The organism is Streptomyces sp. WG5, from assembly GCF_049974565.1.
Classification (GTDB): Bacteria; Actinomycetota; Actinomycetes; order Streptomycetales; family Streptomycetaceae; genus Streptomyces.
In genome coordinates, this window is the sequence record NZ_JBNGGC010000008.1 from 125,699 (window position 1) to 149,728 (window position 24,030).

A 24,030-nucleotide genomic window follows, 5' to 3' on the forward strand; every position below is an offset into this window, starting at 1 on the left:
GAGGTGGGGTGTGTGCGGACCTTCGGTGGTGGTGCGGGCGCTCAGCGCTGCGCGCCGTACGGCACCGGATCGGTCACGCCGGCCGGCACGCGGGTGGGTGGCGCGGTGGCTGTAGGGGCGGTCGTGTCGCCGGGAGGGGTGTCAGGGGCGTCGGTGACCGCGGCCGAGGACGGCAGGGTGAGGGAGAGGGCCCCGTCGGCCGTCGGAGTCCAGCCGGAGAGCACGCCGGCGTAGGCGTCGCCGAAGCCGCTCTCCCCGCGCAGGGTGCCCGCGGGCATCGTCGCCGTCACGGCCACGCCGTCCGGTGCCTGAACGGTCACGGTGTCACCGACGCGGTAGGCGGTGACCTGGCCGGCGTCGACCGCGCTCCGCCAGGCGGCGCGGCGCTGCATCTCGACGCCGATGTCCTTCATCCGGAGGTTCACCACGGGGGTGCTGTCGGCGAACAGGTCGTCGTAGCCGTCCAGTACGCCGTCGAGGACGGGGTAGGCGATGCGGTCCTCGGCGAGGTTCGACTGGTGGATGAAGTGCGGCTTGGGATCGTTGGACAGGACGTGCCCGAGCGCGATCCGTGTCTCCAGCGGCACGATGTGCTCGGCGTAGCCCGTGGCGGTGTCCAGCGGGGCGGACAGGCAGGTGGAGGTGGCGGGGTTGTCCTCGCAGATGCCGCTGCCGCCCTGGGCGCGGCTGGTGTAGATCCAGTTGTACTCGTCGACCTGCTCGGCCGCCCGTCCGGCGTTGTAGAAGACGTTCATCGGGTAGCGGGAGACGGTCGTGGCGGTGCCGACCTGCCGCTGGACGGGGTCGCGGGAGCTGTCGGAGGCGAGCCAGGCGATGCCGTTGTCGGCGAGGGCGGGGCCCAGGTTCGGGTTGTCCTCGGGCTGCTGCGGGGTCACCTTCAGACCCGAGTGCTCGCCCGTCACCAACTCGTCGTTCTCCAGCGGCAGTCCGGCGCCCTCGCCCCAGACACGGTTGGTGGCGATCTCGTCGGCGATCTCGTTCCGGCTCATCCACTGGGTGCTGCCGTCGGGGTTGGTCGCGCACTTCCACGGGACGACGCTGGTGTCCTGCCGGCAGCCCAGGAAGGCGTGCGTGTAGGTGTGGTTGATCCAGCGGAACCGGCCCCGGTCGGCGATCAGCTTGTCGGCGAGCGGGTCGGCGCCGTTGTTGTCCTGGCGGTGGTCGACGCTGCCGGAGCCGTTGTAGGCCAGGTCGAGCGTGAAGTCCCGGCTGTCCTGCCAGGCGGTGGCGTGCTCGACGTCGTCGGGGACCATGCGGATGGGGTTCGGTGTGCCCTCGCCGGGCGGGCAGTCCACGTCACCGGGCGTGCAGTTCAGCTCGGTGTCCCAGCGGTCGTCGGCCGCGAAGACGTCGTCGACGTGCACGGCGAAGTAGTTGCGGTCGGCGCCGAGGTGGACCCCGCCGGTCATCCACTCCACGATGCCCCGGGCGAGCAGCCGGAACTGCTGCTGGTGCTGGTTGTAGACGAAGGTGACGACGAGTTCCCGCCGTCCGTCGTGCCGGTACTCGCCCACCAGGGTGCCCTTCGTCGCCCGCCCGGGTATCGCGGCCTGGACGTACGGGACGAAGTCGGCGCCCGGCGCGGGTGTCGAGAGATAGGCGTACGATTCGCCCACGGTGGGGGAGTTGTCCTCGAACGGAACCGTCCCGTCCAGGTAGCCGAAGGGGCCGGCCAGCCCGGCCTGCGTCACCTCCGCGCGGACGCCGTCGACGCTGCCGGCGTATCCGGTGCCGACCGCGTACTGCAGCCCGACCTCGGGGCGCGCGTAGGTGTACGCGTCGACCTGCGGAATCGCGTACGTCTGCTCGTAGGACGCGAGCGCCGTCATCTCGGCGGAGTTCGCGGGGAACGGGTTGTCGTTGGGCAGGACGACGGCCTGGAACTTGGCGCGCGGCCGTCCGTCCACCGTGTCCGCCAGGAACCCGGCGTCGATCACGGGCCGCCCGGCGTCCTGGAGGTCGACCTCCGTGTACGGCGTGCCAGCGGTCTCCAGCTCGGCGGCGATGGCATCGGTGGCCGGCCCTCCGTCGCTCACGACCAGCACACGCAGGTCGACGCGCGGCGCCGGAGCGTCGGCGTGGGCCGGACCGGCAGGCAGCCCGAGCGACGCGAGCAGTACGCCCACTGCGAGTGCTGTAGTGCGATTGGTCCGCTTCATGCGGTGAGATTCCCTCCCCCGGGCAGGGGTGGATCCGCTCCTGCCGGAGCACGCCCCACCCCGTGACCACGCCGTCGCCCCCCTGAGCGCCGGTCGTTGATGCTTCCGTCGCGTCACATAGTGAGGCTCGTGTGGAGCTTTTGTGTGCCCGCTGCGGAACTTGACGGAAAAGCGTATGTGTCTATTTATCTGGAACGGGTGGGGCCGTGAGGGGCCGGTGAGCGCCGGGCTTCGCGCGGCGGACCGCCTCGGCAGGCCCGTGTACTGCTGAGAGTCGGAAGGCGGCGGGCCCGGAACCCCGGACTCCGTAGAGCGCGTGTGTCAATGGTCTTGACCAGTGTGCTGACCGGGGATGGAGCGAGATCAAGTCAACCGTGATGTTGCTCGCGCCGACGGCGGCCGGGGGGATCGGTGTGCGGGTGGGTTCAGCGTGCGGTCGGGCGCACGGTCAGGCGCACAGGACCCGGGTCTCCGGCGTGTAGACCGGGCCGCCGTTGACGCTCGTGCTGTCGCTGAACTCGGCGTAGAAGTACGAGTAGAAACCGATGTTGCCGTTGCAGCCGGAGTCCGCGGCGACCTGCAGGGTCAGGGTGACGGTGCGGCTCTGGCCGGGCGGGATGGTGGCGCCGTAGTTGGTGCCGAGGTCGGCGGGGCCGGTCCCGGTGCACGGGACGGCGCCGGTCTCGGACGCCAGGCTGCACCCGGTGAAGTCGTACTTGAGATCGGGCCGCTGGGTGGTCAGCCAGGTCGGGTCGATCGTCTGGTAGACGAACCAGATGTCGTAGGTCTTGTTGTTCTTGATCGTCATCGACAGGTTCACCGTGCCGCCCGGCTGGGTGGTCGCCGCGTCGGTGGTGAACGTCAGCTCGGCCGGGGCGGGTTCGGCGGCGCTCGCGGAGGGCGCCAGGCCGAACAGGGCGAGGGCGAGGGCGATGATCGTGGCGAGGCCGAAGCGTCTCGTTCGTGTTGATCGCATGGCCCGGGAGATTAGGCACGGCCCCGGCGCACCGTCTGCACCGCCAGGAACACGCGGAGCGGAACTCGGCCGGAAGTGTTCGTTTGGTGAAGGGCTTGTGACGCCACCGTCACATGCGCCGGTGGCCGGTGTTCGTGCACGACAGAGCGGGGGCGCGCCCGTGATCCCCCCGGGCCGGACCGCCTGCCGCACGTCCCGGTGGCAATGGCGGATTCCGGGTGTCCGGCGAGCGCGGGCCCGCACGCCCTGGGGCGGCTGCCCCCGGACGTACGGGCTCACGGCTGCCCCTCCGCTCACGGCAGCCTGGTCACCCGGGCGGACGGTGTCCGTCCCTGACACGGGGCGCCGGTGTCGTTGACGGCATGGCGGTGCGGGGCCGGAGCGCCGAGCGGGATCACCGGCGGAAGCCGCATCCTGACGCCCCGCTTCACCGGTGCCTGGATACCGTGGTGCTGGACCGTGCTCGGACCGGACGCGCAGGTGCGGCGGCTGCCCGGCGCCACCGCCTCGCGCGCCGCGTCGGCGGCCTTGTGGGCCGCGCGGCCGACGGGCCGTCGTGGGCGGTGTCGCCGGGGCGGGGCCCCGGACGAGAGGATCACGCCGAGGAGAAGACTCCGCCCGCGCCGCCGCCACCGCGGCTGCGGCGGCGCGGTCCGCCGTGGCCTCGTCGAGCGGCTCGTCGGTGGTGAGCAGGCGGTAGTAGAGGGGCGCGGAGACCGCGCGGATCACCTCGCGGGTGTCGGTGCCCTCGGGCAGTTCGCCGCTCCTCGGTCATCATCGGTGCCCGCAACGAGGAGCAGCTGCGGCAGAACCTCGGCGCCGTCGGGTGGACCCTGACCGACGACCAGGTGGCGAGGCTCGACGCCGCGGGCGCCACAACGGCTCCGTACCCCTACATCCCCTACGAACGTCAGGAGGGTTTCGCCCGGCTCAACCCCCACCCCTTGCGACGCGTCGGCGCATCCCAGGACTGACCTGCCCTGTTCCGGCGGTGCGGGAGCGGCATTGTCAGTGCCATGTACAAGAATGTGGGCAAGCGAGATCAACACCGGCCGGAGCGGGTAGGCGGTCTCGAGTCCCCTGTCCCGAAAGGCCACAACCGATGCCGCTTACCGTCGTCCACGCGCAGACCGCCGAAACCCGTGCGACCGGCCGTCGCGGACCCCGCCCGTGCGCCCCGCTCAGCCTCGCCGAGGCAGACGTCCTGCGGATCGTCGCCGACACGCGTACCCCCGTGTTCGTCACCGTGCGCGCGGGCGGACGGCGCAGGTACAGCTACTGGCGGCCGCTGGACTCCGCCACGGGCAGGGGCGGCTGCTACGCGGCGCTGCCCACCGCCGAGTGCGACAAGCTGCACGCCGCCGGCCGGATCGCACTGGGCGACCCGCTGACCGACCCCGCCCGGACCACCTACCGGGTCACGGCCGTCCGGACCCCGGCCGGCCCCGTGCGCCCCGCGCGCCCCGTGCGGGCGAGGCCGCACGCGGCGTGAGCACACGGACGGGCCGGGCGGTCGGAACCCGAGGGCGAGGAAGTGCGGATGACGAGGACGCACGGCACCGGTGACGAGGCCGCCGCGGAAAACCTCCTCGAGGGCCCGCGCACCGATTGAACGAGGCCGGAGAAGCCCGTCCAGGCCAACGCGGAGGGGAGGACCATCGGCACCCGGCGGGAGAACCACCCCTCGACCGCGAGGTGCGCAGGTCCGAGTACGAGAGGCGAAGCGGGTCCTGCAGATCGAGCCGCTCGAGACGCAGCGCTGGGCCGAGGGGACCGGGCAGCGGATCGTCGCCCTGTGCGAGGGCCGCGACACGGCCGGCACGTCGTTCACCAGCCCGCGGGACGACCGCATCGCCCTATGGCGCGTACGAACTCACGACGGGCGACGGGCACCGCGACGTCGGAGCGATCACCGCCCGGGACGGACTGGTCCGGCCGGGCTCCCCGAGGTCGTGCGAAAACGCGCGCGGTAGGACGTGGGCGTGACACCCAGGGTGCTCCGGAAGACGCGGCGCATCGTCTCCGAGGAACCGAAGCCCGACCCGTCCGCCACCGCCTCGATGTCGTCGTTGCCGCCTTCGAGCAGCGCCTGCGCGCATTCCAGCCGTACGGACTCCACGTACCGGCCGGTCGTCATCCCCGTCTCGGCGCGGAACAGCCGCCGCAGATGCCGGGCGCTGACCCCCGCGCCGCGCGCCAGGGACTCCAGCCCGTGCGGGGCGGACGGGTCGGCGGTCACGGCGTCCATCACGGCCCGCACCACCGGGTGCCGTGCCTCCCGCGGGGTCAGGCGCGCGCTGAACTGCGACTGGCCGGCCGGGCGGGCCATGAACACGACGAGTTCGCGGGCCACCTCACGGGCCAGGTCCCCGCCGTGGTCGTCCTCGACCAGGGACAGGGCCAGGTCGATGCCGGCGGTGACGCCCGCGGACGTCGTCACCGGGCCGTCCCGGACGAACACCGGGTCCGGCTCGACCGTCACCTCCGGGTAGGCGGCGGCCAGCTGTCCGGCGAGCCGCCAGTGCGTGGTGGCCCGCCGCCCGTCGAGCATCCCCGCGTGCGCCAGCAGAAACGCTCCGGAGCACACGGAGGTGAGGCGACGCGAGCGGCCGGCCAGTGCGGTCACGAGCGCCGTCAGAGCCGGGTCGGCGACGGCCCGCCGCCACTCCCGCCGGCCGGTCACCAGCACGGTGTCCAGCCGGCCGGGCAGACCGTCCGGCCCGCCGTCCACGCCCACCCGGACCCCGGAGGAGGTCCGCACGTCGGTGCCGGACGGGGAGACGACCCGTACGTCGTAGCGGGCGCCGAAGAGATTGGCCGTGGCGAAGACCTCGGCGGGGCCGGTGACGTCGAGCAACTGCACCCCGTCGAAGGCCGTCACCGCCACCACACGCTGCGCGGACACGGGCCGTTCCTACTCCGCCCACGGCGAGCCGAGGATGGTGCGCACGAAGTCCCCGCGCTCGAAACCCGGCACACAGTGCGCGAGTACGTCCGCCTTGACGTTGCCGAAGGTGGTGTCCGGTTTGGGCCGCACGCCGTCGGCGAACGCCTGCAGGATGCGGCGCTTGAAACCGGGACGCGGATGCAGGGCGACGACCGCGGCCCGGTCGTCCTCGCGGACGTCGTGGTAACCGATGCCGAGGACGTCGTACTCCACGCCGGCGGTCACGAGCGCGACCTCCGGTTCCATGAACTCGGGGACGCCGGGGGTGGTGTGCAGGGCGATCGCGGTCCACACCCGCCGGATGCTGTCCTCGGGCACCTCGTGCGCGCGCAGGAAACGGCGGGCCTCGTCGGCACTGTCCACCTCGAAGCGCCGGCCGCTGCCGTGGAAGGCCTCGTTCAGGCCCAGGTCGTGGAACATGGCGCCGATGTACAGCAGTTCAGGATCGAAGCTCAGGTCCCGGTTGCGCCCCTGGAGGGCGCCGAAGAAGTACACCCGGCGCGAGTGGTGGTAGATCAGCTCGCTCGTACTGTCCCGCACCAGCGCGGTCGCCTCCCGGGCCAGCTTCGTGTCCGGGACGCGCACTCCGGTCGTGGAAGGGTCGTTCGTCATCCTCAGCCGCCTGCTCCTCGGTCCGCCGGCGTCTCCGGCAGCCGTGCACCAGTCTGCGCAGCGCCGGACGGTGACGCCATGGCCGTCCGGCCGTATGACCCACGGATGCGGACACGCCGCCGGTCCTAGCCGCCGGCGACGAGCCAGGGGCGGGGGTCGGTGTAGTACCCGTCGAGCACCACTTCGAAGTGCAGGTGGGGGCCGGTGGACAGACCGGTGGAGCCGACCCGTCCGATCGGCGTGCCGGCCTCCACCTCCTGGCCCACGGCGGCCTCCAGGGACGACAGGTGACTGTAGGTCGTCTCCAGCCGCTTGCCCTCGATGGTCCCGTGGTCGATCACTATGCGGTTGCCGTACGCGTTGGTCGGCGCGGCGAACACGACGCGGCCCTTCCGGGCGGCGGCGACCTGTGCGCCCTGGGGCGCGGCGAAGTCCACGCCGGTGTGCAGCTTGGTCACCCCGGTCAGCGGGTGCTCGCGCGACCCGTAGGGCGAGGTGATGGTGAGCGGGCTCACCGGAGCCGCCAGCAGCGCGCCGGCCGCCCCGCCCGCGCCGCTGCCCGAGTCGGCCCGGTCGAGCGCTTCGTACCGCGGGAGCAGGGCCTTGACCTCGGCCAGGTAGGTCTCGGCCGTCGGGGGTATGCGCCCCGCCTCCGTGACGGCGTCCGTTCCCGACGAGTACGCCGCGAGGGTCAGATCCACGAGATCCCCGTTGACCCGGCCCTCCGTGCGCAGCGCGGTCACCTTCTCGGCCAGGGAGCAGTCCTGCCGGCCGAGCGCCATGATCGCGTCCGCCGGATCGCGGGGCGAGGAGTGCCCGTTGCCGTCGTCGTCCTTGCCCCACGTGCGCCACTCGGTGTCGGTGAAGGCGGCGATGCCCTTCTGGCCGGAGAGTTCGTCCGTGTCGTCGCTCCAGCCGGAGAGCTGGTCGACCTGGGCGGCGAGCACCGACGGCTCGAGGATCGTGCAGGCCGAGGCCGCCTTGCGGAGCCAGGGAATGTAGGAGGGGTCGATGTCGACGGTCGTGGCCGGGTCCGCGTCGGAGTCCTCGGGCCACGGGGACGGCATGCCGCCCGTCAGCGCGAGGAACGTGGCCACGCCGGTGACGGTCACCAGGGCCGGCAGCACGAGCAGTGTGAAAGGACCCGGGCCGCGGCGCTTGCGCTTCCCGGCCTGTTCCGGTTGGCCGGGCTGCTCAGGCTCATCCCGCTGTTCTGTTTGTCCCGGCTGTCGCTCGTCCGTGTCTTCGGTCGCTTCCGCCACGGTCAGCCGTTCGTCGTTCACCCGGGCACTCGCCGGGACCTGGTGCTCACGAAGGGAAAGTAACGTCCCGTTCCGCCGACGTCAGGAGCCCGCGAGGCAGAAGGAGATGCCCGAACGGGCAGAGCCGGCGGCGTCCGACGGCCCAGGGTGCCCGCACGAAGGTCCCCTCCCGGCGGTTGGCCCGGTTGCGGCGCCCTTCACTCCCGGCGTCCGCACCACCGGTCGGACGGAGACCTCATGGGACGCCCGGTCCCCGATTCCCGGTCCCCAACCCCTGATTCCCGATCGTCACCGCGTGATCCACCGGCATGGTCTAGAATCCCCGCCATGGGCGTTTCCTGAACCGACCGCACGGTCCGCAGTCATCCGCCCGGCAGACGCCGGGCGTCGATCCGTCATGCCCCGCGCGCTCACTCAGGAGACAGTCAGCCCATGTCCGTTCACTCCGCTTGCCCCGCCCTGGACGACCGCATCGCCCGCCTGCGGCAGCTCGCCCAGGCCGAACCCCGTCTCGAAGGTGTCCTCCTCTACGGCTCCTGGACGGTCGGTGAAGCCGACACGCACTCCGACATCGAGGCCTACCTCTACGTCGAGGACAAGCACCTCGACGACTTCGACGCCCAGGCGTTCCTCGAGCAGCTCGCCCCGCTCCAGCTGGCGTACACCAACATGTACGGCATCCTCGCCGTCGTCTTCGACGACCTGATGCGCGGCGAGTTCCACATCACGCCCGCCGGACCCGGCATCGACGAGGTCCCGGCCTGGGAGGGCATGGTGCACCTGCCCCGCCCCGAAGCCGCCGTCCTGCTGGACCGCACCGGCCGCCTCACCCGGGCCGCCCGGCTCCTGGCCACGTTCCGCCCGCCCGAGCCCGCGCGCACCGCGCAGCAGCTCACCGACGAACTGGCCAACTGGACCCTGATGCTGGCCCACGTCCTGGCCCGCGGCGAAGTGGCCCGCGCCCACAGCCTGCTGCACGCCGTCGTCGCGCCGCACCAGCTGAAGCTCTGCCGGCTCCTGCGCGACAGCACCGCACACTGGCTGACCCCCAGCCGGGCACTGGAACAGGACCTGCCCGCCGCCGACGTCGACCGCTACACCTCCACCACCGCCGCCGCCCGGGAGGGCGAGGTGCGCACGGCCGCTCGACACAGCTGGACGTGGAGCCGGGAGCTGAGCGTCGAGGCGGCCGAGCGTTGGGCCGTCCGGGTGCCGCGGGGACTCCACGAACAGATCGCGCAGCTGCTGGCGGCGAACCGCCGGGGCTGAACCCTGGCGTCCTCGGCGGGACGTGGACGCCAGGGCTCACGACGGTGGGGTGGGGCGGACGGCGAGGACGGCGATGTCGTCGGCGCTGTCGGCCCCCAGGCCGATCAGCACCTCGTCGCAGAACGTGTCGAGGGGCTCGCGGGCCAGATCGGCGGCGTGCCGGCGCAGCCGGTCGAAGGCGTCGTCGAGGGATTCGTCGCGGCGCTCGATGAGACCATCGGTGTACAGCAGCAGTGTCGAGTGGGCCGGCAGCGCGTGGCCGGCCGTGGGCCGGGGCACGTCGGGATCCATGCCGAGGAGGAGACCCGCGCCGTCGTCGAGGTAGCGGGTCTCGCCCTCCCGGGTGGTCAGGAGGGGCGGCAGATGGCCGGCGGAGGAGTGCCTCAGCTCCCAGGGGCCGTGCGCAGGGCCCTTGACCAGGCCGTAGACGCAGGTGGCGGTGGCCTCCCGGTGCAGACTGTGGTTCGCCAGGTCCAGGCGGTGCAGGACCTCCGCGGGCGGCTCCGCACGGTCCACGGCGATGCCACGGAGCATGCTGCGCAGCTGGCTCATGGCGATGGCCGCGTCGAGATTGTGTCCCGTGACGTCACCGATGACGACGGCGGTGTCCCCCTTGGGCAGAACGAAACTGTCGTACCAGTCCCCGCCCACCTGCGCGGTGGTGGAGGAAGCGGCGTAGCGGGCGGCCAGTTGCAGACCCGCGACGTCCGGCAGCACCGGCAGCAGGGAACGCTGGAGCCGTTCGGCGATGGAACGCGTCTCCTGGTACAGGCGGGCGTTGTCCACCCCGAGCGCCAGGCTGTGGACCAGGTCGTCGACCAGGGCCAGGTCCTCTTCGGTGAACGGCCGGCCCCCCGTCTCGCGCGTCAGGGTCAGGGCGCCGAAGATCTTGCGGCGGGCCCGCAGCGGAGCGACGACGGCGCTGCCCGCCCCGAGCCCGCGGAACAGTTCTAGGTAGTTCCGGTCCAGTGCGCTCTCGGCCTGGCCCGGCGCCGGAGCGTCGGTGAGCAGCAGAGGACCCGCGCCGCGCAGTACCCGGGCGAGCGGGCCGCGCGACTCCTCGGAGACCGCCGGGAGCCTGCCCTCGTACGCCGCGGGGCGCAGACCGCGGGGATCCCGGTGGACGACACAGACCCGGTCCACCTGGGCGTGTTCGGTGAACAGGTCCACCACGCACCAGTCGGCCAGCCGCCGCGTCAGAAGCCGGCCGGCGCACCGCAGCCCTTCGTCCAGGTCCAGGGTGTTGCTGAGCTCGGCACCCAGGTCGGCCAGGAGGGAGAGCCTGTTCAGCGCCGACATGCCGCGTTCTGCACCGCTCGCGCTCCTGTCGGGTTCCGGGGTGGCCGGCGCCCGGCCTCCGCGGGGCTCCCGGGCCGCCGCCGGCCGGTTCCTGCCGGGAGTCTTCGGCACCTCGAGGGGTGTGGTCGCCCGCGGAGTGAGCTGGGCGACGAAGACGGTGCGGCCGTCGGCCGTCTCCTGCGTCTGGATGTACAGCCTGACCGGTACCACCCCGCCGTCCCGGCGCAGCGCCGGAAGCGGCACGGAGCGGCCCACGATGCGGGTGCGACCGGTGAGCAGCATCGAGGTGAACGCCGCGGTGTGCCGTCGGCGCAGGTGCTCGGGGATGAGCGTGGTCAGCCTGCGCCCGACGAGGTCGTCCGGTCCCCAGCCCAACAAGTCCGCCGCCGGTCCGTTCGCCGCGATGATCCGGTTCCCGTCGTCGGCGGCGATGGTCGGTACCCTGCTGCTCCGTACCTGACCGGCGTCCCACGGCACGACCTCGGTGGAGCTGACCTCGGGTTCGCGGGGCGTCACGGTCCACGCGGTGGGGTGGGCCCCGGTCAGCTGCCCCACGATCTGGTCGAAGAGCCAGTCCTGGAAGGCGCGGCCGCGCGGCAGCGCCGGCAGCGTGAGCAGCCGTTCCTCCCGGGCCGCCTCCTCGGCCAGGTCGAGCACCCGGCGCAGGGCTCGTACCGCGGGTGCGGCGTCGGCCGGCAGCGGCAGGAACAGCGAGCGGAGATCGGACTCGGGGAGCGGTTCCTCCAGAGCGGCCGTCGCGCAGGCAGTGATCACGCTGTTGATGTCGTTGGCGACCGCGAGGTCCTCGGGGGACACGCCGGGGAGACTCCCGGCGGACGCGGCGAGGGTCAGTTCGCGCAGCATCGCGTGCCGGTGCTGCCGGCACGCCGAGTGCAGGGCACCCGGCACGTCGACGAGCGTCACCGTCTGATCGGAGGCGCACGGCGGTACGCCGGTCTCCCACCCGGACGACGGCGGTGGCGGACCGTCGGGCCACAGCTCGAACCACACGGTCTTGCACTCGTCACCGGTGTCGACGCCGTACCGCGAGGCCAGCTGCTCCACCAGCGCCAGCCCCTGTCCCGTACCGGTGTACGGCGAGCAGTACTGCGGTACCGGTGCGCGGCTCGGCCGACGGTCACCGACCCGTACGCGCACCCGGCCCTCGTGGCGTGCCACCGCCACCTCGGCCTCGCTACGCGCGTGCAGCACCGCGTTGGTGACCAGCTCGCTGACCAGCAGCTCGGCGGTGTCCACCAGGTCCGAGGCGACGTCGTCCAGCGCGGCCCGCACGAACCGCCGAGCCGACGCCACGCTCACCGGCGCCTGCGCGAATCGCCGTGACACCGCCGCCGACGGATCGAGATAGCCCATGTCACCAGTGTGTGCCCCGCACGACGGGCCTCGCAGCGCGCCATGCGTGCGCGCCCCGGCCGAATCGCCGTGATGTCCACCGGCCGGGTGAGGCCTTCGGGCGGCTCAGGGGCGGCCCGCTCTGGCAGGCGGGGGATCACTCCGATAGTTTGCCGGTGCGGCCCCGCGTTCTCCCCCGTACGCGGGGCCGCACCGATCGGCGCCGCCCCCGGCCGGCCACCGGCCTCGCCCGGCACAGGATCATGAGCCGATCGTGACCACCGCGCCGGCACGCGGACCGTCCGCCGCCCGGACCACACACCGGGCGCGCAGACACCCGGCTCACGCCCGACTCCAGGGTGCTCGCCTCACCGCGGCGAGGACGGGTGGAACTGACCGGCGGCTGCTTCTCCCCGAACAGCTCGGACAACCAGTCATGGCGCGTCGGTTGCCGGATGTCCGGGAACGACGGGAGCGAGCCGGGCGGGAGCCGTGATCTCCGGGCCGGCACAGGGCTGGTAGCGTCGCGTGGTCGCGGCGGGCGGCGCGAGAGAGGTGTCGGTGCGTGGGTGAGCGGCAGGACCGTGAGTGGGTGGCGATGACACCGGGCGATTTCGACCGGGACGCCCCGCTGGTCCTCAACGTGGGCACCGGGCCCACCACCGTCCCGGCCGAGCCGGACGAGTACGGCACGGCGCCCCTGTTCGGGGAGACGGCACCCGCACCGAGCGCCCCCCGCCGGAACCGGCGGGGGCGGCACTCACCCGCGCAGGAGCGGCTGTTCTGACCGTCGCCGCCAGGGCGCGGGACACGTGGGCACCTCGTCCACGGAGCCCGTACCGGCAGCGCGGTACCCGGCGGTCCTCGCGCCGGCCCCACGTGGCGTGCGCACCTGGTCCTTGACGTGCCGGCGCGGTCGACCCGTCGGCCGATCCCCTCACGCTCTCGACGCGCGGAGTGGTGCAGCACGGAACACAACACCCCTACGGTGCGTGGAAGTGCTCGGAACGCCTTTGTATCGAGCACATATTGACATGTAACTGCCGAGCCCGCAGAGTCGTGCCCCGAACGTGTTCGACAGCTCGACCGCGCTCCACCGTGCTCGACACGCCCGACAGTGCCCCGACCGTGATGCCGACCACCCACGAGGAGTGTTGCCGTCATGTCCGAAACGCCCGCTGTCTCACGCCGACTGCTCCTGGGCGGCGCCGTCGCCACCGGAGCGCTCGCGGCCGGGACGACCGCCTCGGCCCCCTCCGCCTCGGCGGCCGACCGGACGCCCCGCCGCAGGCCCGGCCAGAAGTCGATGACCGGCGTCCCGTTCGACGCCCACAGAACCGTCCGCGTCGGCGTCATCGGCCTCGGCAACCGGGGCAGCGGCATGATCACCGGCTGGGCGGCCGTCCCCGGCTGCACCGTGACCGCCGTCTGCGACATCCGCGCCGACCGCGCGCAACGCGCCGCCGACCGCCTGGAGGCCAAGGGCAGACCACGCCCCGCGGAGTACGGCGGCTCGGCCGACTCCTACGCCCGGATGCTCGGGCGGGACGACATCGACCTGGTGTACGTGGCCACGCCCTGGGAGTTCCACTACGAGCACGGCAGGGCGGCGCTGCTCAGCGGCAGACACGCCGTGGTGGAACTCCCCATCGCGACGGAGCTGCGTCAGCTGTGGGACCTGGTCGAGACCTCGGAGCGCACCCGCAGGCACCTGCTCCTGTCCGAGAACTGCAACTACGGCCGCAACGAGCTGGCCATGCTCAGGGCCGCGCACGACGGCCTGTTCGGGGAGCTCACCAACGGCCACGGCGGCTACCTCCACGACCTGCGCGAACTCCTCTTCTCCGACACCTACTACACCGACTCCTGGCGGCGCCTGTGGCACACCCGCAGCACCGCCTCCTTCTACCCCATGCACGGTCTGGCGCCGATCGCGGCGGCCATGGACGTCAACCGCGGCGACCGCATGACCACGCTGCGCGCCACCGCCACGGCCCCCAAGGGGCTGGCCGACTACCGCGCACGCTTCGTACCGCGGGACCACCCCAGCTGGAAGGAGACCTACGTCAACGGTGACCTGGTCACCTGCATGATCGAAACGGCGAAGGGCAGGACGATCCGGGCGGAGCACGACGTGAGTTCGCCCCGGCCGTACAGCCGGATCAACACCCTCGCCGGCAGCCGGGGGATCGTCGAGGACTACGCGGGACCCTCCCCGACCGGCGCGCGCATCTACGTCGAACCGGACCACAGCGGTCACGGCTGGCGCGATTTCGAGGGCTACCGCAAGGAGTACGACCACTGGCTGTGGCAGAAGGTCGGCGACGACGCCGCGGGCAACGGCGGTCACGGCGGCATGGACTACATCCTGCAGTGGCGCACCGTCCAGCTGATGCGGGCGGGACTGGTGCCGGACATCGACGTCTACGACTCGGCCGCCTGGTGCGCGCCCGTTCCCCTGAGCGCCACCTCGCTGGCCAGGGGCGGCCGACCGGTCGAGATCCCCGACTTCACCAGGGGCGCCTGGCGTGAGCGCAGGCCCGGCCTCGACTCGACGCCCACCGACATGCCGCCCGTCGGCTGAGCACCGGTGTACGGCACGGGTCCGCCATGGCACACGGTGCGCGGCCGTGGGCCGTGGCGGGCCCGCCACGACGTCGTGTCTGCCCTGCGCGGGGTCAGCGCTCGCGCAGGCGTCCCAGTTCCTCCAGCGTCCGGGCGGCGGCGCGGGCCAGGCCCGGCCGGTCGCGTACGAACCGGCGGGCGGCTCGCACCGGCTCCCGTCCCAGCCGGTAGAGCGCGCCGCCGGGGCCCGGGCCTACCACGGCGCCCGCGTTGACCCGCAGGTCACGCGTCTTGAACGACTCCTTGTAGCGCGCCGGCCCGCTGCCCAGGTCGACCAGCTCGATCCCGTCGGCGGCAGCCGCGTCCAGCATCCGCAGCAGCAGCAGAAGCCCGGGGGAGTACTTGCCGTACGCGCGGTCGTACGCCGGGAACCACCAGGACAGCACGGTGGGCGAGCGCAGCCCGAAGTGGGCGGCCACCGGCCGGCCGGCGGCGTAGAGCACGGACAGCACTCCCCGGCACTCGGGATCGTCGCTCCGGGCGAGCAGCTCCACCAGCCGGGTGATCCACGCCTGCGCGAACCGGTCCCGCCGGCCCGTCCGCCGGTACTGGGCGGACTTCCAGCGCATCAGCGCCCGCAACGCCCCGGGATCCGGATCGTCGTACACGAAACGCACCTCGCCGACCTGGCGGGCGAGTTTCCGCTCCTTGGCCAGGGTCTGTTTGACGAAACCCGGCGAGCTCCGGCGCAGGTCCTGCGCATACCGCTCGTATCCGTCACCGAGGTCGACGACCGGGGAAGCGAGTTCCTCGGTCGCGTGGGGCAGGAACAGGTCCTGGCCGGCCTCGAGACTGTCGAACTCCCAGGACGACAGGGCGCAGGCCCGCAGCAGGGCGTGGACGTCCGGGCGGACGCCCACGCGCAGCGCCATGCCCTGACTGTCCGACACCCCGAGCCCGATGGCCCGCCCGCGCCCCGCCAGGCCCCGTTCGTGCGGGAAGTACCCGATCGGGAACCCGTCCTCCCGCAGCACCGCGACCCTGGCCCCCGGCCTGACCCGCCCGACGGCCGCGGTGAACGCCGGGTCCATGAACGGATTCGCCGGCGCCGCGGACGCGGCCCTGATCTCCCGCCACATCTTCCGGTCGTCCGCGCCGAGTTCTCCCGGCCGGACCACGTCTATGCGCTTCTCGGACATTCGCCTGCCTCCTGCGTCGTCGGAACTCCGGACACACGAAGGCCTGCTGGAGACCGCGTTTCGGCGGGCAGTACTCGGGCCGCGCGGCGCAGGCCTCGTCGGTACTGCCGTGGCTCAGCAGCGGAACGCCTGCAGCTCGGGCCCGTATCGGGCGGCCCCGGGCACTCCCCGGCCGCCTGCCGGCCCCGGCGGGCGAGAGTCCGTGCCGTCCTGCCGCGCCGAGCGCGTCCACGCCCGGGCGCAGGCGGCCACGTCGTCGGCCCCGACTGATCCCGTGGTCCTCGGGGACCGGGCGGCGACCTGGCGGGGTGACAGATCCTCCTCGCGCGGGCACGGTTCGCCGGCCGTCTCGGACGCCACCGTCATGGATGCCGATACCGCCGCCGGGTCACGCTTCGGCGCCGGCTCCGACGGCCCCGGTGACCGCGGGGCGATGACATGCAGCAGCGCCCATGTCAGCACGAACGCCGCAGCTGCCCATCGAAGCCGCACTGTCGGACTCCTGACCTGCGTTCCGGCCGGGGCTGACATTCGGGCCGACACTGGACCAGTCCTCCCGAACACACCCAGTTGCGTCTCCAGTAGGCCGGGGGCGACCCGCCCAGTCAAGCCCGCGTGATATGAACCGGTACGCCCGGTCCGGACCGGCGGACGCACTGGTCCGGTGTCCTCTCGCACCGGGCGTCTAGGGGCGGGTGGACGCCCGCGGGCCGTGCTACTGCGCCAGGAACGGCTCCGGTCCCATGACGACGACCGGCTCCTTGTCCGGGTCCAGGGCGGTGAGCAACGCGCGCATGTGTTCCTCGCTCAGGGACACGCAGGCGTTGGTCGGCCCGTCGTGGTCCACGTGGATCCAGACACCGCCGCCCTTGTCCTCGCCCAGCGGGCGGGTCTTGTCCAGCGGGGTGGTGCCGGGCACCCGGTTGTAGTCGATGGCGATCACGTAGTCGAAGGAGCCCTCCAGCGGTTCGCCGAGATGCCCGGTGCCCGACACGGCGAACTCCGGGTCCTGGTCGTAGGGGAGCCGGGTCCCCGGGTCGGGCAGCCGGCCCCCGGCGTCACTGAGGCGGAAGACGCCGGTCGGCGTGTGCAGGTCGCCCGCCTCGTGGTCGTCGGTCCAGCCGCGCAGGCCGTTGTGGGCGGGCCAGGGGCCGGCGACCGCGCGCCAGCCCTGTGCGGGGTACCGCTCGTACAGCACCGCCCGTGCCTCGGACGAGTCCTCCGTGGCGCCCGAGACCACCAGGGCCTGCCGGGAGGCGTCGGGGACCCGGGCCCGCATCGCCGGTCCCAGCCCGGGAAGGGGGCGGGGAAAGGAGCGCGGGGGAGCGGGGTGGGGGGTCGCCGGTCGTGACGCGGGCCGGCCGGACGTCTGCGAGTCCTGGGGAGAGGCGCCCGGCTGCTGCTGGGCGCAGCCGGTTCCCAGCACGGCGGCGCACATGACAGCGCCGATCACCGGGGCCAGCGCTTTCCTGACGGTCATTTCGATCTCCGACTCCGTGTGTGGACTACTCATTGCTAGACCACTCGCGGAACCGGGTGGTGCGGCCGCCTCGCCGTCTCCCCCGTATGGCCCAGGCGGACGTACGTCCTGCACCGGCGGGACGCCGTGGAGCCTGCGCCGGACGCTCCCCCGTCGCCTCGTGCGGCGAGGCCGGGCCCGGCTGATACCCCGGGGAGTGACGACGCTCCGGGAGCGGGTCCGCGCCGCGAAGATCGTCACAATGCCGGGAGTGCCGGGGCCACGCCAGCGGCCGAGCACCTGCCGGAGGGCCTCGGAGGACCTCGACCCGCACGCCGTCACGGGCTTCGGACCGCAACATCGTTGCCGCTCACACCGCTTACTCACTGGTGAGGCTCGGACATGCCGTGTAGCGTCAGCAGCAGATGTCGTGGTTCGCCCAGACCGCCCGCGCCGGAGTGCGGGCGGTTTGCTGTGCAATGCCGGAGGACCAGGACGACCACCTCCGGGTTCGCACGGTGCGAATCCGATATCGGCTGAAAGGCAAAGGCATGGCCAGCGGAACCGTCAAGTGGTTCAACTCTGAAAAGGGCTTCGGCTTCATCGCGCAGGACGGCGGCGGCCCCGACGTCTTCGCGCACTACTCCAACATCAACGCCACCGGCTACCGCGAGCTGCAGGAAGGCCAGGCCGTCACCTTCGACATCACCCAGGGCCAGAAGGGCCCGCAGGCGGAGAACATCACCCCCGCCTGACCGGGAGACTGCCGGACAGGGCGCGGTGCCCGGGAACCGATCGGTTTCCGGGCACCGCGCCGGTGTCCTGTGCGGTGCCCCGCGCGCCGCGGCCCTCCCTCAGGGAAGGCGCCGCAGGAAGGCGAGCAGGGCGGCCGTGAGTTCGGAGGGCGCGTCCTCCTGGACGAGATGGCCCGCGTGAGCGATCGGCTCCCACTGGGCGCCGGGGACGGCAGCGGCGAGTTCGCGTCCCTTCGCCGCGGGAATCCACGCATCGTCCTCGCCCCAGCAGATCAGTGTCGGGACACCGATGCCGGAGTACCGGTCCTGGATCTCGTCGGTGTGGCACTGGTCGGCCTGGGCGATCTGCCGGTAGAAGGCCGGCTGCCCCGACTCGCCGAGCCAGGGTTCGACGAGCCGGTCCAGCACCGCGGGATGCAGCCCCGGGCTGCTGGCGGACCCCACGTACTCACGGACCAGAGCCCGATGGAGCGCCGGCGGCAGCTCCGCGAAGACCTCCGCGTGTTCGCGGACCAGCCGGAAGAACGGCGATCCCCATGGCGCCAGTGCGACGGGATCGACCAGGGCGAGGGCCCGGTAGCGGACGCCGTGCAGAAGACGCGCCCGCAGAGCGACGGCGCCGCCGAAGTCGTGGGCGACCACGAGGGGATCCTCCAGACCCCAGTGGTCCAGCAACGCGGTAAAGACCCGGCCCTGGGCGGCCAGGGACACATCCTGGCCCGCGGACTTCTCCGAGGTTCCGTAGCCGGGCATGTCCCAGACGAACACCTGGTGGTCACGCGCCAGCGCACGGGCCACCGCACGCCAGACGTACGAGGAGAACGGCGTGCCGTGCAGCAGGACCAGCGGTGGCCGGTCCGCTCCTCCCAGCCGGTTCCAGCGGACGGCCCCGGAACTGCTGGGGAACGTCTCGGGCAACGGCCACTCGGACATGGGAACCGCTCCTTTCGGTCGGACTCGGTCGGACTCCGGTGACGGGTGCTCCGGTGACGGCGGCTCACCCGCCCGGGCCTGTCGGCATCGACCACGGAGCGGATCCCCCGGACCCGCCGTGGCACCCCGCGGACGCCGCGCCCCCAGGCGGTGAGCCCTCTGTCGTTCAGTGGTGAGGCCCCGTGTCGTTCAGGTCGCGGCGAGGGCGTCCGCGGTCAGCACATCACGGTTTGCGGGCCAGGCCGCCGTGTTCGCCGATGAGCTCCGGAGCGGCGGAGCCGGCCTCCGGACGCCAGCGGGTGACCGGGACGACTCCGGGGTCCACGAGCTCCAGTCCGTCGAAGAACGCCGTGATCTGATCCACGGTGCGCAGGATGTACGGAGCGGCGCCACTCTCGTTGTAGGCGTCCTGGGCCCGGTCGAATTCCGGATCGATGCCTCGCGAGCCGTCGTTGACGGAGAGGTAGCTGCCGGACGGCAGTGCGCCCATCAGCCGGGTGACGAGGGAACGCGCCCGGTCGTAGTCCGCCACGTGGCCCAGGATGTTGCTGAGGACCAGGGCGACGGGCCGGTCGAGGTCCAGCGTCTTCGCCGCGGCCGCCAGGACACTGTCGGGGTCGAGTACGTCGGAGTCGATGTAGGCGGTCGCCCCCTCGGGAGTGGAGTAGAGCAGCGCCCGGGCGTGTGCGAGGACCATCGGATCGTTGTCGACGTAGACGATCCGGGTTTCGGGGGCGATGCGCTGGGCGACCTCATGGGTGTTCTCGGCGGTCGGCAGACCCGTCCCGATGTCGAGGAACTGCCGGACACCCGCCTCGGCGACCAGGTACGTGATGGTGCGGCGCAGGAAGGCACGGCTGCTGCGGGCGATGGTGACGATGCCGGGGAAGACGGCGGTGTACGCGTCGCCGGCCGCCTCGTCGACGGGGTAGTTGTCCTTCCCGCCCAGCCAGTAGTTCCAGATCCGGGCGGAGTGCGGCACCGAGGTGTCGATCTTGTGGTGCGCCGCGGGGCCGGGTGTCGTCGCGGGGTCGCTCATGGGTACGTCCGTCTTTCAGCCGAGGCATGGGTGCTTGACCACAACCTACGTCGCAACGGCCTTTTCCCGTGCACCGGTTCACTTTTCCCGGGCCGCCCCGGTCATTCCCGCGCACTTCCGGTCACCTGTCGTGACTCCTCCGGATGCGGCGACGGAAGCCCGGCGGAAATCGGGGGGCGGATCGCCGGCGATTGTGCCAGGGTGGCCGGTCGGCAAGGCCGTCGTCCCTCCGGGGGCTCGTCCCGTTTCGTGGCAGGAGTGTCCGATGGCACCGTCTCGTCTGGTTCCGTTGCTGGAACAGTTCGCATGGGCCTGTGAGCGCCTCACCGGCCGTATGACCGGGCCGGTCATGGACAGCGGTGACGGGGCGGAGACGGGGGTGGGTCCCTTGACGGACGAGGAGTACTTCTGGGAGCCGGTGCCGGGCTGCTGGTCGGTCCGGCGGCGGGCGCACCGGCCGGGGCCGCGCGCGACCCTTCTGACCGGCGCAGGTGACTGGGGCAGGGACGCCGCGCCGTACCCGCATCCCTCGCCGCCGCCCTTCACGACCCTCGCGTGGCGGCTGACCCACCTCAGCGAGATGCTCCTCCTGCGGGCGGATCACACGGCCGGCACCCACACCCTCACCCGTGACGACTACGTCGTCAGCGGCGGCGCGGCGGAAGCGGTCGCGGCATTCGGCACGGGCGCCTCCGCCTGGCGGGAAGCGCTGCTGGAGACCGACGACGCCGCGCTGGACACCGTCGGCCGGTGCACGTACCCCCATGGCAGCGACGCGGAGAGCCCGTTCATCGACATCGTCTGGTGGGTCAACCAGGAAGTACTGCACCACGGGGCCGAGATCGCCCTGCTGCGCGACCTGTACCGCGCACGGCACCGGTAACGCGGCCAACGTCGTGGGCGGTCCGTCACCGGCCGCGGCCGTCGGCCGAGGCGGCGCCATCATGAACGTACCGTCCTCGACGGCCTGCCAACGGCGTTTGGCTCGAGCCGGACGGGCAGGGCACCCAGGCCACCGCGTGGGGGAGGACCCGGCGCGGCAGCAGCCGCCCCGCGGGCGCCCGTGCCGGCGCGGGCCCTCGGACGGCAGTGCGCCTAAAGACGCGGCGCGCCCGTCACCGACATCACCAGGGAGTACAGGGAGGTGGTCGCCGTGATGAACAGGCGGTTGTTCTTCGGACCCCCGAAAGCGATGTTGGAGACGGGCTCGGGCACGTGCAGCCGGCCGATGAGGGTGCCGTCGGGGTCGTAGCAGTGGACACCGTCGTCCAGCGCGGCGGCCCACAGGCGGCCCTCGTCGTCGAAGCGGATGTTGTCGAAGCGCACGTCCCCCCGGCCCTCGGCGAAGACCTTCCCGTCGGACAGGGTGCCGTCCTCGCGGATGTCGAAGGCGTGGATCCGGGCGGCCCGGGAGTCGGAAACGTACAGCCGCTTCTCGTCGGGGGACAGGATGACGCCGTTGGGTCCGTCGAAGCCGTCGGCGGCGAGCCGGACGTCCCCCGAGGCCGGGTCGATCCGGTACACGTTGCACGCGCCGATCTCGGACGGGGCGCGGTGCCCCTCGTAGTCGCTGAGGATGCCGAAGTCCGGGTCGGAGAACCAGATGGTGCCGTCGGAACGTACGACGGAGTCGTTCGGACTGTTGAGCCGCTTGCCGTCGTAGCGGTCGGCGAGGACGGTCACGGTCCCGTCGGGTTCGGTGCGGGTGACGCGGCGGTTGCCCTGTTCGCAGGTGACCAGGCGGCCCTGCCGGTCGAGGGTGTTGCCGTTGCTGTTGCCGGCCGGGGACCGGAAGACGCCGACCGTGCCCGTGGCCTCGTCCCAGCGCATGATGCGGTCGTTGGGGATGTCGCTCCAGATCACCTGGCGCCAGGCGGGGAGGTAGAGCGGGCCCTCGGTCCAGCGGCAGCCGTCGTGCAGGACCTCCAGCCTGCTGTCACCGTTCACACAGCGTCCGGTGCGGAACCGGTCGTCCAGGATCTCGTACGGGCCGACGACGGCGGACATGATGCCCTCCCAGCGAGAACTGATCAGAATGTGATGCAACGTAACACGCCTGTTACGGATCATCTTCGAACGGCCGCGGGACGCCGGTCGGCGCGGCACCAGCGGCCGGGACACCTCAGCGGAGATGCCGAGGGTCGAGGCCGTGGCGGTGTTCGCCCAGGACCCGCGCGCAGACCTCGGCCTCACCCGCCGGGCCGAAGACGCCCCCCGAAGGACCGGCGCTGCCGCGGGCCACAGCGGCGGCGACGTCTCCTTCCCGTGCCCCGGCGTACGGCTCCTCGGAACTCTTCGTGTCAGTCATGGGCACACCCTGCGTCGTTCCTCGCCGAGAACGCCATGTCCCTTGCCGATCCCGCAAAGCCGTCCGTGCGGCCCCCCGGCGTGCCGCGCGCCTCCACGGCGTGGCCGTGGGCCCGCCGGGGAGGCGGCCCTACGGGGCAGGCAACCTACTGGGCACTGGCGGCCGGCCGCACCACGATCTCGTTCACGTCCACCCCGGCAGGCTGGGAAACGGCGAAGGCGACGGCATCCGCGATCGCCGACGCGGGAATGGCCACCGAGCGGTAGGCCTTCATGTCCTCCCGCGCCCGCGGGTCGGAGATGGAATCGGCCAGTTCGGACTCGGTGACCCCCGGGGAGACGACACTCACCCGGATGTCCCCGGTCGACTCCTGCCGCAGCCCCTCGGAGAGGGCGCGCACCGCGAACTTGGTCGCGCAGTACACCGCGGCGGTGGGGACCACCTCGTACGCACCGACCGACGCGACGTTCACGAACTGCCCGCCGCCCTGCTGCCGCATGACCGGCAGGGCGGCGGCGATGCCGTGGAGCACACCGCGGACGTTCACGTCGATCATCCGGTCCCACTCGTCGACCTTCAGTGCCGCGAGCGGCGAGAGCGGCATCACCCCGGCGTTGTTGACCATCACGTCCACCCGTCCCCAGCGTTCCGTCGCGGCCGACACGAACCCGCGCACATCGGCGGCGTCGGTGACGTCCAGCCGGCGGCAGACGGCGGTGCCGCCCTCGGCGGTGATCTGCCCGGCCAGCTCCTCGAGGCGTCCGGTGCGGCGTGCGCCCAGGAACAGCCGGTGGCCGTCGGCGGCGAGGCGGCGGGCCGTCGCCTCCCCGATGCCGCTGCTCGCGCCGGTGACCAGAACGACCTTGGCGATGTGCGTCATGACGTGTTGTCCTCTCGATGCGGTTGTCGCTGTCGCACCGAGTCTGGGCAGGTCAGCGGCGGTCCACCAGGACGCCTGCCGCCTGGGTGCGGCACACCCTGGAAGCACGGCCGGCCACCTCATAGCCTGGACCGCATGGACGACAACCACTTGGGCGACTTCCTGCGCGCACGCCGGGCCGGCCTGCGGCCGGAGGACGTCGGCATGGCGAGCCACGGCTTCCGCAGGGTCGCCGGACTGCGCAGGGAGGAGGTCGCGGTCCTGGCCGGAGTCAACGCCGACTACTACACACGCCTGGAACAGGGGCGCGAGCGCAACCCCTCGCCCCAGGTACTCGACGCCCTCGCCCGCGCCCTGCGCCTGGACACCGACGCCCGGGCGCACCTGTACCGGCTGGCCGGGAGTGCACCGGGCGAGGACACGCGCGTTCACACGGCCGAGCGGGTCGGCCCGGCACTGCGCCAGTTGATGGACGGCTACTCCGGCACCCCGGCGTTCGTCCTGAGCCGCACGCTGGACCTCCTCGCAGTCAACGCCCTGGCCGACGCCCTCTTCGCCCCGTTCGCCCCGGCGGACAACCTGGCCCGCATGGCCTTCCTCGACCCGGCGGGCCGGCACTTCTACGCGGACTGGGACCGGGCGGCCCAGGCCACCGTCGCCAACCTGCGCCAGGCGGCCGGCTTCGACCCGGACGGCCCACGACTGCGCGACCTGGTCCGCACCCTCACCGAGCACAGCGCGGACTTCGCCCGGCTGTGGAGCGCCCACACCGTGCGCGGCAAGACCCTGGACGCCAAACGCCTGATCCACCCGGACGTCGGACCGCTCGACCTCACCTACCAGTCCTTCGACGTACGCGATGCCCCCGGCCAGCAACTCGTCATCTACCACGCCGAACCCGGCAGCCCGAGCGCCCAGGCCCTCGACCTCCTCGGCTCACTCCATGCCACGCGGCGCAGGGCGCAGCCCCGTCACCACGGGTAGCGGGCACCGC

20 protein-coding genes and 2 pseudogenes are annotated in these 24,030 nt (G+C 72.5%); 8 read left to right on the plus strand and 14 right to left on the minus strand.

The features are described from left to right. Window positions 1-41 precede the first annotated feature (41 nt). The 3 genes and pseudogenes from ACP4IX_RS10570 to ACP4IX_RS10580 form a co-directional block, all read right to left on the minus strand. Window positions 42-2,180 (minus strand): hypothetical protein, encoded by a 2,139-nt coding sequence (locus ACP4IX_RS10570; RefSeq protein WP_426555344.1) that lies wholly within the window; start codon window positions 2,178-2,180, stop codon window positions 42-44. 448 nt (window positions 2,181-2,628) lie between these two features. After that, complete coding sequence (locus tag ACP4IX_RS10575) at window positions 2,629-3,156, minus strand: hypothetical protein (RefSeq protein WP_426526767.1); 528 nt, start codon at window positions 3,154-3,156, stop codon at window positions 2,629-2,631. 615 nt (window positions 3,157-3,771) lie between these two features. Beyond that, a pseudogene (locus tag ACP4IX_RS10580) lies at window positions 3,772-3,918 on the minus strand (TetR/AcrR family transcriptional regulator C-terminal ligand-binding domain-containing protein); the annotation flags it as partial. A gap of 2 nt (window positions 3,919-3,920) precedes the next feature. Here ACP4IX_RS10580 and ACP4IX_RS10585 point away from each other — a divergent pair. After that, window positions 3,921-4,130, plus strand: a pseudogene (locus ACP4IX_RS10585) (aldo/keto reductase); the annotation flags it as partial. Between the two features lie 128 nt (window positions 4,131-4,258). Beyond that, on the plus strand, window positions 4,259-4,648 hold the full coding sequence (locus tag ACP4IX_RS10590; protein ID WP_426526769.1) for a hypothetical protein: 390 nt from the start codon (window positions 4,259-4,261) through the stop codon (window positions 4,646-4,648). Window positions 4,649-5,065: 417 nt separating this feature from the next. Here ACP4IX_RS10590 and ACP4IX_RS10595 read toward each other — a convergent pair whose 3' ends face one another. The 3 genes from ACP4IX_RS10595 to ACP4IX_RS10605 all read right to left on the minus strand — a co-directional run bounded on the left by ACP4IX_RS10595 (window position 5,066) and on the right by ACP4IX_RS10605 (window position 7,998). Beyond that, window positions 5,066-6,061, minus strand: a complete 996-nt coding sequence (locus tag ACP4IX_RS10595) for a GlxA family transcriptional regulator (RefSeq protein WP_426526771.1) — start codon at window positions 6,059-6,061, stop codon at window positions 5,066-5,068. Between the two features lie 9 nt (window positions 6,062-6,070). Then, window positions 6,071-6,715: an HD domain-containing protein gene (locus ACP4IX_RS10600; protein ID WP_426555345.1), complete on the minus strand. Its 645-nt coding sequence runs from the start codon at window positions 6,713-6,715 to the stop codon at window positions 6,071-6,073. Between the two features lie 125 nt (window positions 6,716-6,840). Further along, window positions 6,841-7,998: a M23 family metallopeptidase gene (locus ACP4IX_RS10605; protein ID WP_426555346.1), complete on the minus strand. Its 1,158-nt coding sequence runs from the start codon at window positions 7,996-7,998 to the stop codon at window positions 6,841-6,843. A 411-nt stretch (window positions 7,999-8,409) separates the two neighbouring features. Between ACP4IX_RS10605 and ACP4IX_RS10610 the strand changes: the two genes are divergently transcribed. Further along, on the plus strand, window positions 8,410-9,246 hold the full coding sequence (locus tag ACP4IX_RS10610; RefSeq protein WP_426555347.1) for a nucleotidyltransferase domain-containing protein: 837 nt from the start codon (window positions 8,410-8,412) through the stop codon (window positions 9,244-9,246). Between the two features lie 36 nt (window positions 9,247-9,282). On the opposite strand, the gene ACP4IX_RS10615 is transcribed toward ACP4IX_RS10610, so the two are convergent. Continuing rightward, a complete protein-coding gene (locus ACP4IX_RS10615) occupies window positions 9,283-11,919 on the minus strand; it encodes a SpoIIE family protein phosphatase (protein WP_426555348.1) in 2,637 nt (878 codons plus the stop codon). Window positions 11,920-12,463: 544 nt separating this feature from the next. Between ACP4IX_RS10615 and ACP4IX_RS10620 the strand changes: the two genes are divergently transcribed. Continuing rightward, the gene (locus ACP4IX_RS10620) at window positions 12,464-12,685 is read left to right on the plus strand and encodes a hypothetical protein (RefSeq protein WP_426526781.1); all 222 of its coding nucleotides are present in this window, start codon (window positions 12,464-12,466) and stop codon (window positions 12,683-12,685) included. A gap of 375 nt (window positions 12,686-13,060) precedes the next feature. Continuing rightward, entirely contained in the window at window positions 13,061-14,482 is a 1,422-nt protein-coding gene (locus ACP4IX_RS10625) for a Gfo/Idh/MocA family protein (RefSeq protein WP_426555349.1), read from the plus strand. A 94-nt stretch (window positions 14,483-14,576) separates the two neighbouring features. On the opposite strand, the gene ACP4IX_RS10630 is transcribed toward ACP4IX_RS10625, so the two are convergent. Together ACP4IX_RS10630 and ACP4IX_RS10635 are read right to left on the minus strand one after the other, a co-directional pair. Next, the gene (locus ACP4IX_RS10630) at window positions 14,577-15,662 is read right to left on the minus strand and encodes a GNAT family N-acetyltransferase (RefSeq protein ID WP_426555350.1); all 1,086 of its coding nucleotides are present in this window, start codon (window positions 15,660-15,662) and stop codon (window positions 14,577-14,579) included. Between the two features lie 715 nt (window positions 15,663-16,377). Beyond that, window positions 16,378-17,142, minus strand: coding sequence for a L,D-transpeptidase family protein (locus tag ACP4IX_RS10635; RefSeq protein ID WP_426555351.1), 765 nt, complete (start codon window positions 17,140-17,142; stop codon window positions 16,378-16,380). Between the two features lie 530 nt (window positions 17,143-17,672). Between ACP4IX_RS10635 and ACP4IX_RS10640 the strand changes: the two genes are divergently transcribed. After that, window positions 17,673-17,876 (plus strand): cold-shock protein, encoded by a 204-nt coding sequence (locus tag ACP4IX_RS10640; RefSeq protein WP_019330262.1) that lies wholly within the window; start codon window positions 17,673-17,675, stop codon window positions 17,874-17,876. A gap of 99 nt (window positions 17,877-17,975) precedes the next feature. Here the strand turns inward: ACP4IX_RS10640 and ACP4IX_RS10645 are convergent, their stop codons facing one another. Together ACP4IX_RS10645 and ACP4IX_RS10650 are read right to left on the minus strand one after the other, a co-directional pair. Further along, on the minus strand, window positions 17,976-18,809 hold the full coding sequence (locus ACP4IX_RS10645) for an alpha/beta fold hydrolase (RefSeq protein WP_426523502.1): 834 nt from the start codon (window positions 18,807-18,809) through the stop codon (window positions 17,976-17,978). A gap of 223 nt (window positions 18,810-19,032) precedes the next feature. Next, complete coding sequence (locus ACP4IX_RS10650; RefSeq protein WP_426555352.1) at window positions 19,033-19,848, minus strand: SAM-dependent methyltransferase; 816 nt, start codon at window positions 19,846-19,848, stop codon at window positions 19,033-19,035. A 265-nt stretch (window positions 19,849-20,113) separates the two neighbouring features. On the opposite strand from ACP4IX_RS10650, the gene ACP4IX_RS10655 reads away from it, so the two are divergent. Then, a complete protein-coding gene (locus ACP4IX_RS10655) occupies window positions 20,114-20,731 on the plus strand; it encodes a DinB family protein (RefSeq protein ID WP_426555353.1) in 618 nt (205 codons plus the stop codon). Window positions 20,732-20,943: 212 nt separating this feature from the next. On the opposite strand, the gene ACP4IX_RS10660 is transcribed toward ACP4IX_RS10655, so the two are convergent. The 3 genes from ACP4IX_RS10660 to ACP4IX_RS10670 all read right to left on the minus strand — a co-directional run bounded on the left by ACP4IX_RS10660 (window position 20,944) and on the right by ACP4IX_RS10670 (window position 23,036). Further along, window positions 20,944-21,855, minus strand: coding sequence for an SMP-30/gluconolactonase/LRE family protein (locus ACP4IX_RS10660; RefSeq protein WP_426555354.1), 912 nt, complete (start codon window positions 21,853-21,855; stop codon window positions 20,944-20,946). Between the two features lie 115 nt (window positions 21,856-21,970). Continuing rightward, on the minus strand, window positions 21,971-22,156 hold the full coding sequence (locus tag ACP4IX_RS10665) for a hypothetical protein (RefSeq protein ID WP_426555355.1): 186 nt from the start codon (window positions 22,154-22,156) through the stop codon (window positions 21,971-21,973). 145 nt (window positions 22,157-22,301) lie between these two features. Further along, window positions 22,302-23,036 (minus strand): SDR family oxidoreductase, encoded by a 735-nt coding sequence (locus tag ACP4IX_RS10670; protein WP_426523497.1) that lies wholly within the window; start codon window positions 23,034-23,036, stop codon window positions 22,302-22,304. 135 nt (window positions 23,037-23,171) lie between these two features. Here ACP4IX_RS10670 and ACP4IX_RS10675 point away from each other — a divergent pair, with 135 nt between their 5' ends. Next, window positions 23,172-24,020 (plus strand): helix-turn-helix domain-containing protein, encoded by an 849-nt coding sequence (locus ACP4IX_RS10675; RefSeq protein WP_426523496.1) that lies wholly within the window; start codon window positions 23,172-23,174, stop codon window positions 24,018-24,020. The last annotated feature ends 10 nt before the right edge of the window (window positions 24,021-24,030 follow it).